15 protein-coding genes are annotated in these 15762 nt (G+C 73.7%); 10 read left to right on the forward strand and 5 right to left on the reverse strand.

Going from position 1 to position 15762, the window contains the following annotated elements; all coding sequences use genetic code 11:
• The first annotated feature begins 167 nt into the window (after positions 1-167).
• Complete coding sequence (locus AB0D45_RS03985) at positions 168-947, forward strand: SDR family oxidoreductase (RefSeq protein WP_362455163.1); 780 nt, start codon at positions 168-170, stop codon at positions 945-947.
• Between the two features lie 51 nt (positions 948-998).
• Here the strand turns inward: AB0D45_RS03985 and AB0D45_RS03990 are convergent, their stop codons facing one another.
• Complete coding sequence (locus AB0D45_RS03990; RefSeq protein ID WP_362455164.1) at positions 999-1580, reverse strand: hypothetical protein; 582 nt, start codon at positions 1578-1580, stop codon at positions 999-1001.
• 117 nt (positions 1581-1697) lie between these two features.
• Here AB0D45_RS03990 and AB0D45_RS03995 point away from each other — a divergent pair, with 117 nt between their 5' ends.
• Positions 1698-2519, forward strand: coding sequence for a M15 family metallopeptidase (locus AB0D45_RS03995; protein ID WP_362455165.1), 822 nt, complete (start codon positions 1698-1700; stop codon positions 2517-2519).
• 62 nt (positions 2520-2581) lie between these two features.
• On the opposite strand, the gene AB0D45_RS04000 is transcribed toward AB0D45_RS03995, so the two are convergent.
• Positions 2582-2944 carry a subtilase-type protease inhibitor gene (locus AB0D45_RS04000; RefSeq protein ID WP_362455166.1) on the reverse strand — a complete coding sequence of 121 codons (363 nt, stop codon included), beginning with the start codon at positions 2942-2944 and terminating at the stop codon, positions 2582-2584.
• A gap of 575 nt (positions 2945-3519) precedes the next feature.
• Here AB0D45_RS04000 and AB0D45_RS04005 point away from each other — a divergent pair.
• Positions 3520-3999, forward strand: a complete 480-nt coding sequence (locus AB0D45_RS04005) for a lamin tail domain-containing protein (protein ID WP_362455167.1) — start codon at positions 3520-3522, stop codon at positions 3997-3999.
• Positions 4000-4173: 174 nt separating this feature from the next.
• A complete protein-coding gene (locus AB0D45_RS04010) occupies positions 4174-4767 on the forward strand; it encodes a DinB family protein (protein ID WP_361609602.1) in 594 nt (197 codons plus the stop codon).
• Positions 4768-4833: 66 nt separating this feature from the next.
• On the opposite strand, the gene AB0D45_RS04015 is transcribed toward AB0D45_RS04010, so the two are convergent.
• A complete protein-coding gene (locus AB0D45_RS04015) occupies positions 4834-5826 on the reverse strand; it encodes an alpha/beta fold hydrolase (RefSeq protein WP_362455168.1) in 993 nt (330 codons plus the stop codon).
• Positions 5823-6746: a zinc-binding dehydrogenase gene (locus AB0D45_RS04020; protein WP_362455169.1), complete on the reverse strand. Its 924-nt coding sequence runs from the start codon at positions 6744-6746 to the stop codon at positions 5823-5825. Before AB0D45_RS04020 ends, AB0D45_RS04015 begins: the two co-directional genes overlap by 4 nt.
• Positions 6747-6835: 89 nt before the next feature.
• Between AB0D45_RS04020 and AB0D45_RS04025 the strand changes: the two genes are divergently transcribed.
• Both AB0D45_RS04025 and AB0D45_RS04030 read left to right on the forward strand, forming a co-directional pair.
• Positions 6836-7795, forward strand: a complete 960-nt coding sequence (locus tag AB0D45_RS04025; RefSeq protein ID WP_362455170.1) for a LysR family transcriptional regulator — start codon at positions 6836-6838, stop codon at positions 7793-7795.
• A 97-nt stretch (positions 7796-7892) separates the two neighbouring features.
• Positions 7893-8510, forward strand: a complete 618-nt coding sequence (locus tag AB0D45_RS04030) for a TOPRIM nucleotidyl transferase/hydrolase domain-containing protein (protein ID WP_362455171.1) — start codon at positions 7893-7895, stop codon at positions 8508-8510.
• Between the two features lie 89 nt (positions 8511-8599).
• Here AB0D45_RS04030 and AB0D45_RS04035 read toward each other — a convergent pair whose 3' ends face one another.
• Positions 8600-9289, reverse strand: a complete 690-nt coding sequence (locus AB0D45_RS04035; protein WP_362455172.1) for a DUF6882 domain-containing protein — start codon at positions 9287-9289, stop codon at positions 8600-8602.
• Positions 9290-9495: 206 nt separating this feature from the next.
• Here AB0D45_RS04035 and AB0D45_RS04040 point away from each other — a divergent pair, with 206 nt between their 5' ends.
• The 4 genes from AB0D45_RS04040 to AB0D45_RS04055 are packed head-to-tail and all read left to right on the forward strand — an operon-like array spanning position 9496 to position 15762.
• Complete coding sequence (locus tag AB0D45_RS04040; RefSeq protein ID WP_362455173.1) at positions 9496-10980, forward strand: aldehyde dehydrogenase family protein; 1485 nt, start codon at positions 9496-9498, stop codon at positions 10978-10980.
• A gap of 45 nt (positions 10981-11025) precedes the next feature.
• The gene (locus AB0D45_RS04045) at positions 11026-12552 is read left to right on the forward strand and encodes a GMC oxidoreductase (protein ID WP_361609588.1); all 1527 of its coding nucleotides are present in this window, start codon (positions 11026-11028) and stop codon (positions 12550-12552) included.
• Complete coding sequence (locus tag AB0D45_RS04050) at positions 12549-13619, forward strand: glycine betaine/L-proline ABC transporter ATP-binding protein (RefSeq protein WP_362455174.1); 1071 nt, start codon at positions 12549-12551, stop codon at positions 13617-13619. The genes AB0D45_RS04045 and AB0D45_RS04050 overlap by 4 nt, the downstream gene beginning before the upstream one ends.
• A gap of 52 nt (positions 13620-13671) precedes the next feature.
• On the forward strand, positions 13672-15762 hold the full coding sequence (locus AB0D45_RS04055; RefSeq protein ID WP_362455175.1) for an ABC transporter permease subunit: 2091 nt from the start codon (positions 13672-13674) through the stop codon (positions 15760-15762).

Raw genomic sequence — 15762 nt, forward strand, 5'->3', positions numbered from 1 at the left:
AGTTATCAACCTCCGAAGCGCCTTCTGCCCGGCCGTCCCTCGTCCATGCGTTCCATCCTTATGTGTTTCTTACTCGCAAGGGCGGGCATGAGAACGCCCGCGTCCGGGGCCTCGTGCGTTCACCCCCGGACGCTGCCCGTCGTCACCGCGCGGTCTAGGGTGCGGGCATGAGCTCGCACAGCTACCTCTCCGAACTGTTCGCGCTGGACGGCCGGGTCGCCCTGGTGACGGGCGGCAGTTCCGGCATCGGCCGGGCCATCGCCGGGGCTCTGGCGCGAGCGGGGGCGAGCGTGGTCGTCGTGGCGCGCAAGGAGCCGGAACTGGCCGCCGCGGTCGACGAGCTGGCGGCGGACGGCTGCCGGGCGGCTTGGGTGAGCGCCGACCTGGGCACTCGCGACGGGGTGCGCGCGGCGGCGGAGGAGGCGGCGGAAGTGTTCGGGGAGCCGGACATCCTCGTCAACAGCGCGGGAATCAACCTGCGGCCGCCGATGGGCGAGCTGGGCGATGAGGTGTGGGACGCCACGATGGCGGTGAACCTGGAGGCGCCCTACCTGTTGGGGCAGCGGTTCGGGCCCGGCATGGCCGAGCGGGGCTTCGGGCGCATCATCCACATCACCTCCCAGCAGGCGCACCGGGCGTTCGTCCAGAGCGGCGCCTACGGGGTCTCCAAGGGGGCCCTGGAGTCGCTGGCCCGCTCTCAGGCCGAGGCGTGGTCGCCCTACGGCGTCACCTGCAACGCGCTGGTGCCCGGCTTCGTCATGACGCCGCTCAACGCGCGGCTGGCGTCCGACCCGCAGAAGGTGGCGGCGCTGGCGGCGCGCACGATGGTCGGGCGCAACGGCCTGGCCGAGGACTTCGCCGGAGCGGCGGTTTTCCTGGCCGGCCGCGCATCCGGTTACGTCACCGGGCAGACGATCTTCGTCGACGGCGGGTTTTCCGTCCACTGAGCCGCGCCGGGCACCCCGGCCGGGGTGCCCGGCGGCGTGGACGTCCGGCTCTCAGAAGAGGTCCAGGACATCCACCCAGGTGCCGTCGCCCGCAGTGCGGGCCCGTACCGGGCGCGGCTGCGGGTAGGTGGCCGCCGCGGCCCTCGCGCGGACGACCTCCGGCCCGCCGCACGCCGCGACCGCGAAGGCGCCGAAAACCTTGGCGAAGGCGGCCGGATCCCGGAACTCCACGCCGAAGGCCCGGCCGTCGTTCAGCGGCACCCACACCACCCGGTCGACCCGTATCCACTCCGACACCGGCTGGTCGTCCGCGGTCGACCGCCCCTCCAACCACAGCCGCGCCACGTGCAGGAGGTTCACCTCCCCCATCGGCAGCCGCTTGCGCCGGACGCGCAGTTCGGACGCCGTCAGCGTGACCTTCTGGTCCTTCTTCGAGTACCAGACGACGCCGATCCCGCAGGGCACCCACAGCAGGACCCCGATCACCGGCCAGACGAGAGCGTCGCCCCACGTTCGGAGCAACCCGCCGTCCAGCAGGCTCAGGGCCCCGAAGACCAGAACCCACTTCGCCGTCATCCGCCAGAACCCCGTGCCCTGCCGGTACAGGACCCGCCGCTTGCTTGTCATCGTCATACCGGCACGCTATCCGCCGGACGGACCGGAGAGCCGGGGCGTACCTTCCGTGGGAGCGGACGAGAAGACGGGGACACCGAATCCCCGACAGACCGGCTCAGGCCAAGGGAGGACTCCATGACCATGTCCACGATGGCGCGGCTCGCGGTGACCACGGCGGTGACGGCCGTGTTCGCGGCGACCTCGACCCCGGGCGCCGGCGCCGCCGTCCGTTCGCCGGAGCCCCGGGCGCCGGGGGAGTTCGTCTCGCTGCGCTCCGTCGATCCCACGATCATCCAGGAGATGCGCTACGTGTCGGCGCACAACTTCATCGGCGAGCGGATCGACGGCTACCGGCAGCCCGTCTGCATCCTGACGCGACCGGCGGCCGAAGCCCTGCACCGGGTCCAGACGCGCCTTCAGCCCCAGGGGTACTCGCTCAAGGTGTACGACTGCTACCGGCCTCAGCGGGCCGTCGACCACTTCGTACGGTGGGCCAGGGACCTGACCGACGAACGGCGGAAGGCGGAGTTCTACCCGAGGGTCGACAAGTCGCGCCTGTTCGACGACGGTTACATCGCCGAGAGGTCCGGGCACAGCCGTGGCAGCACCATGGACCTCACGATCGTCCCGCTTCCGGCGGTGCCGGCGCCTGCGCCGAGGCCGGGGCAGGAGTCCGTTCCCTGCTACGCGCCGCAAGCGGAGCGGTACCCGGACAACTCCGTGGACATGGGAACGGGCTTCGACTGCTTCGACACCCTGTCGCACACCGACGACCCGCGCGTCCGCGGAGCACAGCGCGCGCACCGCCAGCTGCTGAAGACGACGCTGGCCGCGGAGGGATTCGTCAACCTGCCCGAGGAATGGTGGCACTTCACGTACAAGCCCGAACTCTTCCCGGACACCTACTTCGACTTCCCCGTCGCGCGCCGGTCGGTGGCCGGGCAGCACCGCCCGTGACGGACGTACGCCGGCGTATGCACGATTCCGGGTCGCCCCGGTCCGGAGCGGCGCCGAGTGCGTCAGAACGCGTAGAGCGCGTTGCCGTTCAGGGTCGCGGACATCTCGCACGCGTTGGGGAAGGTGTGGCTCCACGTGAGGTGGCGGCCGCGCCAGACGCCGTCCGCCGTGACCGTGACGGGGTCGTACTGCCGCGGGCAGGGGCGGTCCGGAAGCGGGGCGGCCAGCAGGCGGTCGAACTCGCCGCCCGTGGCGTTGAGGGCGTCGCACGCGGCCCTGGGGGCGGGGTGGGTCCCCTCGGCCGTGTAGGCGCAGCTGAGGACGGTCGCCCGCAGGACGGTGCCCGTTGCCGCATCGGTCCCGCGGACCACGCTGAAGACCATGGCGGACGGGGAGGACGGGTTCGCGGGCTTGGCCTCCGCCACGCCCGTGGCACCGGCGAGACAGAGAAGGGCGGCGGCGGAGACTGCTGCTAAGCGGTGACGCACGACAACACTCGCTTTCGATTCGAAGGTGGAGGAGGCGCTACGGCTTCTGTGTGGCGCCGAAATGGACGTGGAACGACCATGTCAGAAGTGCAGGGCCGCCGCACATCGACGATCGAGATGCGGACACGCCGTTCGGTTATCGGATCAGCGGGTGGGACCGGTCGACTGCCGCCGCCTGAGCGCAGGTCCACGTCCCGCACCTGCGTGATGTACTGCCGACTCCGGTGTACCCGCCGGCGATGGCCGCCCCGACGGCGGCCGGGAGCGGTCCGCCGCAGGGCCGTCCAGGGTGACCGGATCGATACGGTGCAGCGGGCGGCGTGGACACCCGCCCGCGCCCCCATTCCGCGCATAGTACGAAAATGCCCGCCTTGGGCAACACGGGCTGTTTTTGTTGATTTTGGAAGGAATTGGGTCCAGAGTGTGGCTCCTCGGCAGGACGCCGGGAACGTTCAGAGCCCGCCCGGCGTGCACGTGGCCGGGCCGGGCTGACTGTTGAAGGAGCCATCCTCGTGTCTGCTTCTCTCGCCCCCCGCCGCGCCTTCGCCGGCCTCGTCGCCCTCGGCGCCCTGATCGGCGCCGCCGCGGTACCGGCCGCCGCCGACGACCACCACCACGGACACGGTCACGGCGGTCCGCGCTCCTCCGTCGTCATCGGCGAGGTCGAGAACGCCGGCCGCGGGCACGACAACCGCGCGCTGAACAGCGAGTGGGTCGAGGTGAAGAACACCGGCCGCCACAGCGTCGACCTGCACGGCTTCACCCTCACCGACAAGCAGGGCAACCGGTACCGCTTCCACGACTTCCGCCTGGACGGCCACTCCAGCGTCAAGGTCCACACCGGCAAGGGCCGCGACACCCGCCACCACCTCTACCAGGACCGCCGCCACCAGATCTGGGACGAGCGCGACACCGCCACCCTGCGCGACAACCGCGGCAACGTCATCGACACCGAGTCCTGGGGCCGCCGCGGGCACCACCACGGCGACTAGGCCGTATGCGGGAGCGGACGGCCGCTCCCGCCAGTGCGCCGCCGACCGCTGCGGGCCGCCACCGGACGACGGTGGCGGCCCGTCCCGCGCCGGTCGGCGCGGACCGCGTACGGCAGTCGGCCGTGCGTCCGGAAACCCACGGCCGTTGTCAGCGGGTGGTGCGAGACTCGCCCCATGAAGCTCAACGACCCCAAGGACGACCTGCACCGCTACCTCAAGGCAGCCCGCGAAGCCGTCGTCTGGAAGCTCGACGGACTGTCCGAGTACGACGTCCGCCGCCCCCTGACACCGACGGGCACCAACCTCCTCGGCCTCGTCAAGCACCTCGCGGGCGTCGAGTTCGGCTACTTCGGGCCGACCTTCGGGCGCCCGCACGACGAGCCCCTCCCCTGGCACGCGCAGGACGCCGAGCCCAACGCGGACATGTGGGCGACCAGCGACGAGTCACGCGAGGACATCCTCGGCCTCTACCGCCGCGCCTGGGCGCACGCCGACGCGACGATCGAGGCCCTGCCGCTCGATGCGATGGGGCACGTCGCGTGGTGGGGTGAGGGCGGCGACGCGACGCTCCAGCGGATCATGCTGCACATGACGGCAGAGACGAACCGGCACGCCGGCCACTGCGACATCGTCCGCGAGCTGATAGACGGCAGGACCGGCATGCGGGAGGCCAACGGCAACATGGCCGGCGGTGACGCGGCCTGGTACCGGGAGTACTGGAACAGGCTGGAGGCGTCCGCCAAGCAGGCCCAGGCCGAACTGGGCTGATCGCGCCCTGGAGCAGCGGTACGCCGACGACGCGCCGTGCCCGGCCGCCCTGCGGCCCGGGGTGGTTCAGGCCGGTGCCGCCGTCAGGGCATGCGACATGTGGTCGGCGAGGCGGGGCAGCCAGTCGGCCCGGGCGTTGCCGAGGAGGTGGTCGCCGTGCGGGACGGCCAGGTGGGTGCCGTGCGGGGCCAGCCGGGCCAGGGGCTCGCCGTTCGTGACGCCGGGGATGACGTCCTGCCCTCCGTCCACGACCAGCAGGGGGGCCGCGATCCGGGGTGCCAGGGCGGAGAGGTCCACGTGCCCCGTGAAGGCGCGGGCGGCGTCGGGACCCCCGGTGCGTCGGGCCAGGATGTCCCGTACCGGTGGGGGCAGTTGCCCCCAGTCGAGGCGGAAAGGGCCGCTGACGGTGGCGGCCGCGCGGACGCGCGGCTCCAGGGCGGCGGCGCGGGCGGCGAAGTAGCCGCCCAGGCTGAGGCCGACGAGGCCGATACGCGGGACGCCGAGGGCGTCGATGACGCGGCCCACGACCTGCTCGTAGTCCGGCCGGAGGGTCGTCGTGTCCGCGAGGACGCCCTGTCCGGGGCCGTCCACGGCGAACACGGCCAGGCCCCTGGCCAGCAGTGCGGACGCCAGGTCGAGGAACTCCTCCTTGGCCGAGTCCAGTCCGGGGACGACGACCACCGTGGCGGGAGCATCGCCCGGGCCGCGCAGCCAGCCGGTGAAGCCGTCGCCGCTCACGCGTCGCGCCCCGGGCTCCAGCACGGTCAGCGCCCGGCCCAGGGCCCGGTCCGCTTCGGCTGCGGCCCGGGCCGCCTGCGGATGGGGCGCGAGCGTGGCGAGGTGGAACCACCGCGCCGCCATCAGCAGGTGCTCACCGGCGGACACCGTCGATCCTGCCTGGTCGGCGCGCGTGAGGTGGGCCCGGGCGGCGGCGACCAGAGCCGGGCCCCAGCCGTCGACGGACGCAAGGGCGCCGGTGACGCGCCGGTACTCGTGGGGATCGACCCCCGCGCCGGTGGCGCGCGTCCACTGGGCGGCCGCGAACTCGTGGGCGTTCATCGCTCGGTTCCTCCGGTCAGCAGTACGGCCTTGCCGCGGATGCGGCGCTCTCGCAGGTCGACCAACGTGTCGGCCGTCCGCGTCCAGTCGGCGGTCCGGCCGATCTCCGGGTGCAGCCGGCCTCGTTCCACCAGGCGCACCAGGGTCGCGAGGTCGGGACCGTAGGGGCCGCCCGCGTAGTGGAAGTGCTGGATCGTGACGCGCTCGGGTCCGTTCAGCACGTCGAAGAAGTCGAGGGTCACGGGGGTGCGGCTGGCCTGGCCGAACCAGACGAGGGTGCCGCCGGGGCGGACCGCGGACAGTGCGGCCGGCAGGGCGGTGCCGCCCGTGGACTCCAGGACGACGTCGAACGGGCCCCCGGCGTCGGTGATGTCGTGCACCACCTTCGCGCCCAGGTCCGCGAGCCGCTCGCCGCGCACCGGTGTGGCCGTCACCGCGGTCACCTCCGCGCCGGCCCCCGTGGCCAGCTCGGTGACGTAGTGGCCGACTCCGCCCGAAGCGCCGGTCAGCAGTACCCGCCGCCCGGCCAGCGAACCCGCAGTCCGCAGCAGGCGCAGCGCGGTGATCCCGGCCAGCGGGAGGGCCGCCGCCCGTACGTGGTCGATGCCGTCCGGGAGCACGGCGAGCGAGTGCGTGGGCACGGCCGCGTACTCGGCCCAACCGCCCTGCGCCGGATGCCCGACCACGCGGGTGCCGGTACCGGGGCCCGATCCGTCCGCCGCGGCCTGCACGACGAGGCCCGCGACGTCCTTGCCGGGCAGCCACCCCGGCGCGGGGTGTTCGAGGAGGAAGGTCTCGCCGCGGTTGGGTGCGAACGCCTCCACCTTGACCAGCGCCTCGTCCGGCCGCGGGAGCGGCTGGGCGGCCTCGGCGAAGGCGACCGGTCGCGTCGTTTCCCCCGTGGGAATCAGTCTGTGCATGCCGCAGATGCAACACCGGGGGCCGCCCGGTGCTCCAACAACCGGAACACGACGCCGACAACCGGAAGTTGTCGCCTAAGGTGAGAGGCATGGATCTTGACGTGGCGCAGGTACGTGCCTTCGTGCGCGCCTCGGAAGAGCTGCACTTCGGGCGGGCGGCCGGGCTGCTCGGCGTCTCCCAGCAGGCGCTGTCCAAGCGCATTGCGCGGCTGGAGTCCCTGCTCGGCACGCGGCTGTTCCAGCGCGGCGGGACCGGTGTCCGCCTCACCGAGGCCGGTGAGCGCTTCCTTTCGCCGGCCCGCCACGCCGTGACCGCCGCCGACGCGGCGGTCGCCGCGGTGACCGGGACGCGTCGGCCGCTGCGCGTCGACTTCTGGGGGCACCTCTACCAGCCGATGCGGACGCTGGCCCAGGTCGCCGCTCAGGCCGGAGAACTGGAGCTGGGGCACGGCCGCGATCTGCCGTCGGTGACGGAGGCACTGCTGCACGGTGACATCGACGCGGCCTTCGGCCGGGTCCACCCTCCGCTGGCCGCGGGGCTGGCGCACCGGCTCATCCGCCTCGAACCGGTCGACGCCGTCATGAGCGCCGCCCATCCGCTCGCGTCCGAACGAGCTCTGCGGCCCGATCAGTTGCGCGAGAGCGTGCTGTGGGCACCCGGCACGCTGGACCGCCTCGACTTCCTGCACCAGTTCGCCGACCGGTTCGGCATCCGGAGCACAGCCGCGGGCATCAACCTGGGACTCCCCCGCTTCCTCGCCGAGGTGGCCGAAGACCCGCGGCGCTTCTCGCTCCTGCCCGCCGACGTCCCCCTCCCGGACGTCCCCGGACTGTGCGCCGTCCCGCTGGTCGACCCCACGCCGCTGTACGCCTGGTCGCTGCTGTGGCGCACCGGCGACGAGCCCCCGGGGCTCACCCGCCTCACCGCCGCCTGCGCCGCGCGGGCCGGGCAGAGCCGGTGGCTGGAGTACCGCCCGGCGCGCGACTGGATGCCCGAACCGCCGACCGACCGTCCCGGGCGCCGGGAGGAACGCTTCGGGCACGGGTGAACGCTGCGTCCGGCGCCTGCCGGGGCAACGGCACGGCAGGTGACGCCCAGGGGAAAATGCGTGCCGTGTCCGGCGGGCGGTGCAGCAGAATCGCCCCATGGCAGACATGGGGGTGTTCCGGGCCGCGGTCAGCGGCTGGGCGGCGGGCGGTTGCGGCGCGGCGGCGAGGGAGGCGGCCGCGGCAGCGGGTGTCCGGACCGTGGTGCTGGTGAAAGGACCCAGCGACCTCGCCGCGGTCGAGACGCTGGCGGCGCGTCTGGGCCGGGCCCTGCCCGACGAGGGCGTCTGCGTCCTCTCCATGGGCGGGGCGATGAACGTCGGGCGTTACGCCGAGCTCCTGGGCCCGCCGGGGCTGGGGCTGCGCGTCACCGGGCTGTGCGACGCGCGGGAGCGGCCGTTCTACGACCGGGCCCTCGCCCGCGCCGGCGCACCTGGGCAGGAGGTCTTCGTCTGTGTGGAAGACCTGGAAGAGGAACTGATCCGCGCGCTGGGCGTGGCCGGGGTGGAGGCGATCGTGGAGGCCGAGGGCGAGCTCGCGCCGTGGCGGACCTTCACGCGTCAGCCGGCGCAGCAGGGCCGCGACCCGCTGCGCCAGATGCGGCGCTTCCTCGGTACCAGGAAGGGCCGCAAGATCCGTTACGGCCACCTCCTGGCGCGCTCCGTCGACCTCGGGCGCGTACCCGCCCCCCTGGGCGCCCTGCTCGCCTGCCTGTGAGCGGGCCGCACACCGGTACGGCCCGCCCGACCGCGTACGGACGGCGCCTGCCGTCCGGGGACGGTCCGCGGCCAGATGCCGCCGGGTGATCAGGGGAGGACCTTGACCTCCACGCCCGCGATCCGGCCGAGGGCGTCGAAGCCGACCTCGGCCGCGTTGCCGCCCGGCAGGCCGGCGACGATCCGGTCGCCCTCCGTACGGTGGGGCACGCCGTGGTGGTCGAAGTAGCCGCCGACCACGTGCCGGGCCGAGTGGCCGATCAGGCCGGCGCCGGTGAGCAGGGTCCGCGGCAGGGTGACCGGATCCAGCGCGGCGCGCGGGACCCGGGGGTCGTCGGGCAGGAAGTAGACCCGGGTGCCCGGTCCGGCCGGAAGCCCCATGTAGCCGGGCGCCTCGGCCACCCCCATGCCGGTGAAGGCGAGCATCTCGGCGGCGCGCCGCGGGTCTTCGAAACCGGACAGGTCCACGGCCTCCGCGGTCAGTTCGGGTATGCCGTGCGCCCGCCCGTACCTCTCGATCGCCGCGGTCAGGGCGACGACCTCGCTGCCGCGCAGGCCCGGGTTGGCCCAACCCCACATCCAGGACCGCTCGTCCGTGTCGTAGGTGCCCAGTACGGCCGCCCGCAGCTCCAGTCCGCCCTGCCGGTACAGGCAGGACGGCAGGTCGGCGCTCCACGGCCCGTCGGGCAGGAACGCGTTCAGGGCTTCGAGCTGGGCGGCGCCCCAGGCGGCGTGCCGTTCGGCCTCGAGGAGGAAGGGTTCGCTGAACTCGCTGATCATGCCCCGACCCTACGAGGCTGCCGCGCCGGCGCCCAAGCGGTACCGGCGCCCGGGCGCATCGGACGGCCTCGCCGAACGGGTCACGCGGCGTGACTCCCGTCACTTCCCGTTACGGAAGGGGCATGTGGGACGAGCGGCAGGGCAGGGGGGCCGAAGCAACGCATCGCGGGCGAGCCGCGGTGTCGGAAGCGGAGGTACAGCGCGTCGTGTCCGAGGACAGAACCATCCATATCGCCGGAACCTGGAGGTCTGCGGTCTCAGGAGCCACCCGTGAGGTCCTGGACCCGGCGGACGGGAGCGTCCTCGCGCTCGTCGCCGAGGGCGGCACCGCGGACACCGACGCCGCCGTCGGCGCCGCCCGGGCCGCCTTCGACGGCGGCGAGTGGCCCCGGACGCCGGTGAAGGAGCGCGCCGCCCTGCTGCGCCGCACCGCCGAGCTGCTCCAGCGCGACCGCGAACGCATCGCGCTGCTGGAGAGCCGGGACGCGGGCAAGACGCTGGAAGAGGGGCGCGTGGACGTGGACTGCGTCAGCGACGCCTTCCGCTACTTCGCGGACCTGGTCGCCGGTGAGAGCGCCGGACGCGTGGTCGACGCGGGCTCCCCCGACATCCACAGTGTCGTGGTCCACGAGCCGGTCGGGGTGTGCGCGCTGATCACGCCGTGGAACTATCCGCTGCTCCAGGCCAGCTGGAAGATCGCCCCGGCCCTGGCGGCGGGCAACACCTTCGTCCTCAAGCCGAGCGAGATCACCCCGCTGTCCACGGTGGAGCTCATCCGCCTGCTGGCGGAGGCCGGTCTGCCGGCCGGTGTCGCCAATCTGGTGACGGGCGCCGGTGATCCCGTCGGCGCCCGCCTGTCGGCCCATCCCGATGTCGACCTCGTCTCCTTCACCGGCGGCCTCGCCAGCGGTACGAAGGTCATGCGCGCGGCTGCCGACTCCGTCAAGAAGGTCGCCCTGGAACTCGGCGGCAAGAACCCGAACGTGGTCTTCGCCGACGCCTGTGCCACCGCCGAAGGCTTCGACACCGCCGTCGACCAGGCCCTCAACGCCGCCTTCATGCACAGTGGCCAGGTCTGCTCCGCCGGCTCCCGGCTCATCGTCGAGGAGGGCGTGGCCGAGCGCTTCGTCGCCGAGCTCGCCCGCCGCGCCGACCGGATCCGCCTCGGCCGCGGCACCGACCCGGGCGTCGAGTGCGGGCCCCTGGTCTCGGCGGCCCAGCTGGCGCGGACGCAGGAGTACGTGGAATCGGCCCTCGCCGAGGGCGCGGTGCTGCGCTCCGGCGGCTCCCGCCCGGACGGGCCCGGCTACTTCTACCGCCCGACCGTCCTGGACGGGTGCCACCGGTCGATGCGGGTCGTGCGGGAGGAGGTCTTCGGGCCGGTGCTGACCGTCGAGACCTTCCGTACCGAAGACGAGGCCGTCGCGCTCGCCAACGACACCGAATACGGGCTCGCCGGCGCGGTGTGGACCGCCGACCAGGGCCGGGCGCGCCGGGTGGCGGGCCGGCTGCGCCACGGCACGGTCTGGATCAACGACTTCCACCCCTACCTGCCGCAGGCGGAGTGGGGCGGCTTCGGGAAGTCCGGCACCGGACGCGAGCTGGGCCCGGCGGGCTTGGCCGAGTACCGCGAGACCAAGCACGTGTACCAGAACCTCGCTCCGCGCCCCGTGCGCTGGTTCGCGGGCTGAAGGAGGAGGAGAACCATCCATACGAACGCGAACGCGGACATCCCCGTGCACGAGTACGACTACGTCGTCGTCGGCGGCGGGACCGCCGGCTCCGTCATCGCCTCCCGTCTGACCGAGGACCCCGGCACCACCGTCGCCGTGATCGAGGGCGGCCCCAGCGACGTCGACCGGCCCGAGGTCCTCACCCTGCGCCGCTGGATGGGCCTGCTCGGCGGTGAACTGGACTACGACTACCCCACCACCGAGCAGCCGCGCGGCAACTCCCACATCCGGCACAGCCGCGCCCGCGTGCTCGGCGGCTGCTCCTCGCACAACACCCTCATCGCCTTCAAGCCGCTGCCCTCCGACTGGGACGAGTGGTCGCAGGCAGGTGCCGAGGGCTGGCACTCCGCCGCCATGGAGCCGTACTTCGACAAGCTCCTCAACCACATCGTCCCGGTGGCGGAGAAGGACCGCAACGCCATCGCCCGCGACTTCGTCGACTCCGCGCGCGCGGCCCTCGGCGTCCCGCTCGTCGAAGGCTTCAACCGCAAGCCCTTCCACGAGGGAGCCGGCTTCTTCGACCTCGCCTACCACCCGGAGGACAACAAGCGTTCCTCCGCCTCGGTGGCCTATCTCCACCCCGTGATGGACGACCGGCCCAACCTCCGCCTCTTCCTGGAGACCTGGGCGTACCGCCTCGAACTCGACGGTGCCCGGGTGCGCGGGGTGCACGTGCGGTCGCAGGACGGCACCCGGTCGCTGATCACCGCACGCCGTGAGGTGGTGGTCTGCGCGGGCGCCGTCGACACCCCGCGCCTGCTGCTGCACTCCGGCATAGGCCCGCGCGCCGACCTGGAGGCCCTCGGCATCCCCGCGCTGCACGATCTGCCCGGGGTGGGCGAGAACCTGCTCGACCACCCGGAGTCGGTGATCGTCTGGGAGACCGACGGTCCGATCCCGGAGAACTCGGCGATGGACAGCGACGCCGGGCTCTTCGTCCGGCGCGACCCGCAGTCGCAGGGCCCCGACCTCATGTTCCACTTCTACCAGGTGCCCTTCACCGACAACCCGGAGCGCATCGGCTACGAACGCCCCGCGCACGGGGTGTCGATGACGCCCAACATCCCCAAGCCCCGCAGCCGCGGCCGCCTCTACCTGACCAGCGCGGACCCCGAGGTCAAACCCGCGCTGGACTTCCGCTACTTCACGGACGAAGAGGACTACGACGGACGTACCCTCGTGGACGGCATCAAGCTCGCCCGCGAGATCGCCGCGACCGAGCCGCTGTCCGGGTGGCTGAAGCGGGAGGTCTGTCCGGGGCCGGAGATCACGAGCGACGAGGAGCTGAGCGCGTACGCCCGCTCCGTCGCCCACACCGTCTACCATCCGGCGGGCACCTGCAAGATGGGCGCCGCCGAAGACCCCACCGCGGTCGTGGGGCCCGACCTCAGGGTGCGGGGACTCGACGGCATCCGGATCGCGGACGCCTCCGTCTTCCCGACGATGACCGCCGTGAACCCGATGATCGGGGTCCTCATGGTGGGCGAGAAGGCCGCCGAACTGCTGTCCCTGGACGGCGGTGCCCGATGAGCGCCGTCACCACCGAAGCCCCGGTCTTCTCCGTCGACGGCCTCTGGAAGGTCTTCGGCCCCAAGGGGGCGGCCGCGAAGGTCCCCGGTTCCGACCATGCCGGGCTGCCCGCGGCGGAGCTGCGCGAACGGACCGGCTGCACGGCGGCCGTCCGCGACGTCACGTTCGACGTCCGCAAGGGCGAGGTCTTCGTCGTGATGGGCCTGTCCGGCTCGGGCAAGTCCACCCTCGTACGGTGCCTCACGCGGCTGATCGAGCCCACGGCCGGGACCCTCGCCCTCGACGGCGAGGACGTCCTCGCGATGGACGCCGGCCGGCTGCGCGAACTGCGCCGCCACCGGGCCGCCATGGTCTTCCAGCACTTCGGCCTGCTCCCGCACCGCAGCGTCCTGGACAACGTCGCCTACGGCCTGGAGATCCAGGGCGTGGGCCGCGCCGAACGCCGCGGGAAGGCCGCCGAGGTGGTCGAGAAGGTCGGCCTCGCCGGCCTCGAGGAGCGCCGCCCCGGACAGCTCTCGGGCGGCCAGCAGCAGCGCGTCGGGCTCGCCCGGGCCCTCGCCGCCGACCCCGAAGTGCTCCTGTTCGACGAGCCGTTCAGCGCGCTCGATCCGCTCATCCGGCGCGAGATGCAGGAGGAGGTGGCCCGCCTGCACCACGAGGAGGGCCGCACCATGGTCTTCATCACCCACGACCTGGCCGAGGCCCTGCGCCTGGGCGACCGCATCGCGCTGATGCGGGACGGCCGCATCGTGCAGCTCGGCACGCCCGAGGAGATCGTCGGCTCGCCGGCCGACGAGTACGTACGGGACTTCGTCCGCGACGTTCCGCGCGAGCAGGTCCTCACCGTACGCAGTGCGATGCGCCCCGCCTCCGGCGACGCGGCCGCGCAGGGCCCCGCGCTGACCCCCGCCACCACGGTGGCCGACGCCATCGAGGCCGTCGTCCGCAGCGGCGGTCCGGTCCGGGTCGTCGACCGCGGCCGCTGCCTGGGCGTGGTCGACGAGGCGGCACTCCTCGCGGTGGTGGCCGGGCTCCCGGCCGCCACCGGGCGGGAGGCGGCGGCATGACCGGCACCCTCCGACCCGCTGTCCCCGCCCCCGTCACCGGGGGGTGGTGCGCATGACCGCGGCCACGGCCCCCGCACGCGAACCCTCCAGACCGGGCGGCCCGCAGTCGTCCGGCCGCCCGGGCGGCGCGGAGCGCGCCACCGCCGGCCGCCCCGCGGCGGCGCGCACGGCGGCCGGGAAGGGAGCGCCGGTCCGCCCGCGCGGCGGCCCGTCCCTCCTCGGACGCCCCCTGGTCCGCGGACTGCTCCTGCCCCTCGCCGTCGCCGCCGCCGTGCTGGTGCCGCTCGCCGTCGCCTTCCCGGCGTCCGGCAGCTGGCCCGCCGCCCTGGCCGTGGACCTGTCGGGGCCGCTCGGCCGGGCCGGCGACTGGATCATCGACCACCGGGACAGCCACCCGCTGTTCCTGTACTTCTTCGGGCACGTCAGCAACGCCGTGGTGGTGTCGGTCCGGGCCGTCTACGTCGTCCTGCTCGCCGCGGGCTGGACCGGCGTCACCGCGCTGGCCGCCCTGGTGGCCTGGCGCCTGGCGGGCCTGCGGCTCGCCCTGACCTGTGCCGCCGCCCTCGCCGCGTGCGGGCTGCTCGGCATGTGGGTGCCGACCATGCAGACCCTTGCGCTGATGGTCGTGGCCGTCGCCGCCTCCGTCGCCGTCGGCGGGCTGCTCGGACTCGCCGCCGGGCTCTCGGCGCGCGCCGACCGCTTCCTGCGTCCCCTGCTCGACACCATGCAGATCCTCCCGGCGTTCGCGTACCTGCTGCCGATGGTGCTGGTCTTCGGCATCGGCGTACCGGCCGCCGTGCTGGCCACGGTGGTGTACGCCGCCCCGCCGATGGCGCGCCTCACCGCGCTCGGTCTGCGCGAGGCCGACGCGGGGGTGTTGGAGGCCGCCGCCTCGCTCGGCGCCACCGGGCGCCAGCGGCTGCTGACCGCCCGGCTTCCGCTCGCACGCCGGCAGCTCCTCCTGGGCGTCAACCAGGCCGTCATGACCGGCCTGTCGATGGCCGTGATCGCCTCCGTCATCGGCGCGGGCGGCCTCGGCGACCGCGTCTACCAGGCGCTCGCCTCCGTCGACGTCGGCGCCGCCCTGGCCGCCGGCATCCCGATCGTGCTGCTCGCCGTGATCCTCGACCGCACCGCCGAGGCGGCCGGCCACCGCATGGGCGCGGACGACACCCCCGCGCGCGGCGCGCGGCAGCTCCTGCTCAAGGTGTTCGACGGCTGGTACGGGTGGCTGCTCACCGTCCTGGCGGCGGTGGCCGTCGGCGTGGCCGGCCGGATCGCTGGCACGTCGCTGTGGCCGGCGTCCTGGACGGTGTCCATCGCCGAACCCGTGAACCGGGCGGTCGCCTGGATGACCGCCCACCTCTACTCCGGCGTGCCCGTCGTCGGGGGCAGCGCCGACTGGGCCGCCCGGTTCACCGGGTGGGTCCTCGATCCCCTGCGCGGCGGACTCCAGGCCGCGCCCTGGTGGCTGCTCCTGCTGCTCGCCGCGGCGCTGGCCCTGCTCGTCGGCACCTGGCGCAGCGCCCTGACGGCCGTGCTCGCCCTCGCCGGCGTCGGCGTGCTCGGCGTGTGGGAAGCCTCCCTCGACACGCTGTCGCAGGTCCTCGCCGCCGTCGCCGTCACCCTGGTGACCGGTTTCGCTATCTCGGTGGGCGTCGCCGGCAGCGCCCGCGCGCAGCGTCTGCTGCGCCCCGTGCTCGACGTCTGCCAGACGCTGCCGCAGTTCGTCTACCTCATCCCCGTGGTCGCGCTGTTCGGGGTCGGGCGGGCACCGGCCGCGGCCGCCGCGGTCGTGTACGCGCTGCCGGCGGTCGTCCGCATCACCGTGCAGGGCCTGCGCGAGGTGGATCCGGCGGCGCTCGAATCCGCCCGCTCACTGGGCGCGACCCGCCGACAGCAGCTGTGGCAGGTCCGGCTGCCGCTCGCCCGGCCGGCGTTGCTGCTCGCCGTCAACCAGGCCGTGGTCCTGGTCCTCGCCGTCGTCATCATCGGCGGCCTGGTCGGCGGAGGCGCGCTCGGCTACGACGTCGTCCTCGGCCTGGCGCAGGGCGACCTGGCCACCGGCCTCGTGGCCGGCGCCGCGATCGTGTGCCTCGGGCTGCTGCTCGACCGCGTCACCCAGCCCGCGAAGGAGGCCTGA

The sequence above is a fragment of the Streptomyces sp. NPDC048352 genome (assembly GCF_040651895.1).
Lineage (GTDB): Bacteria > Actinomycetota > Actinomycetes > Streptomycetales > Streptomycetaceae > Streptomyces.

Excerpts from the sequence above, each read along its gene's own strand:
- AB0D45_RS03995 (WP_362455165.1), top strand. The coding sequence starts at position 1,698 with ATGACCATGTCCACGATGGCGCGGCTCGCGGTGACCACGGCGGTGACG.
- AB0D45_RS03985 (WP_362455163.1), top strand. The coding sequence starts at position 168 with ATGAGCTCGCACAGCTACCTCTCCGAACTGTTCGCGCTGGACGGCCGG.
- AB0D45_RS04020 (WP_362455169.1), bottom strand. The coding sequence starts at position 6,746 with ATGCACAGACTGATTCCCACGGGGGAAACGACGCGACCGGTCGCCTTC.
- AB0D45_RS04025 (WP_362455170.1), top strand. The coding sequence starts at position 6,836 with ATGGATCTTGACGTGGCGCAGGTACGTGCCTTCGTGCGCGCCTCGGAA.
- AB0D45_RS04015 (WP_362455168.1), bottom strand. The coding sequence starts at position 5,826 with ATGAACGCCCACGAGTTCGCGGCCGCCCAGTGGACGCGCGCCACCGGC.
- AB0D45_RS04050 (WP_362455174.1), top strand. The coding sequence starts at position 12,549 with ATGAGCGCCGTCACCACCGAAGCCCCGGTCTTCTCCGTCGACGGCCTC.
- AB0D45_RS03990 (WP_362455164.1), bottom strand. The coding sequence starts at position 1,580 with ATGACGATGACAAGCAAGCGGCGGGTCCTGTACCGGCAGGGCACGGGG.
- AB0D45_RS04035 (WP_362455172.1), bottom strand. The coding sequence starts at position 9,289 with ATGATCAGCGAGTTCAGCGAACCCTTCCTCCTCGAGGCCGAACGGCAC.
- AB0D45_RS04055 (WP_362455175.1), top strand. The coding sequence starts at position 13,672 with ATGACCGCGGCCACGGCCCCCGCACGCGAACCCTCCAGACCGGGCGGC.
- AB0D45_RS04010 (WP_361609602.1), top strand. The coding sequence starts at position 4,174 with ATGAAGCTCAACGACCCCAAGGACGACCTGCACCGCTACCTCAAGGCA.
- AB0D45_RS04030 (WP_362455171.1), top strand. The coding sequence starts at position 7,893 with ATGGCAGACATGGGGGTGTTCCGGGCCGCGGTCAGCGGCTGGGCGGCG.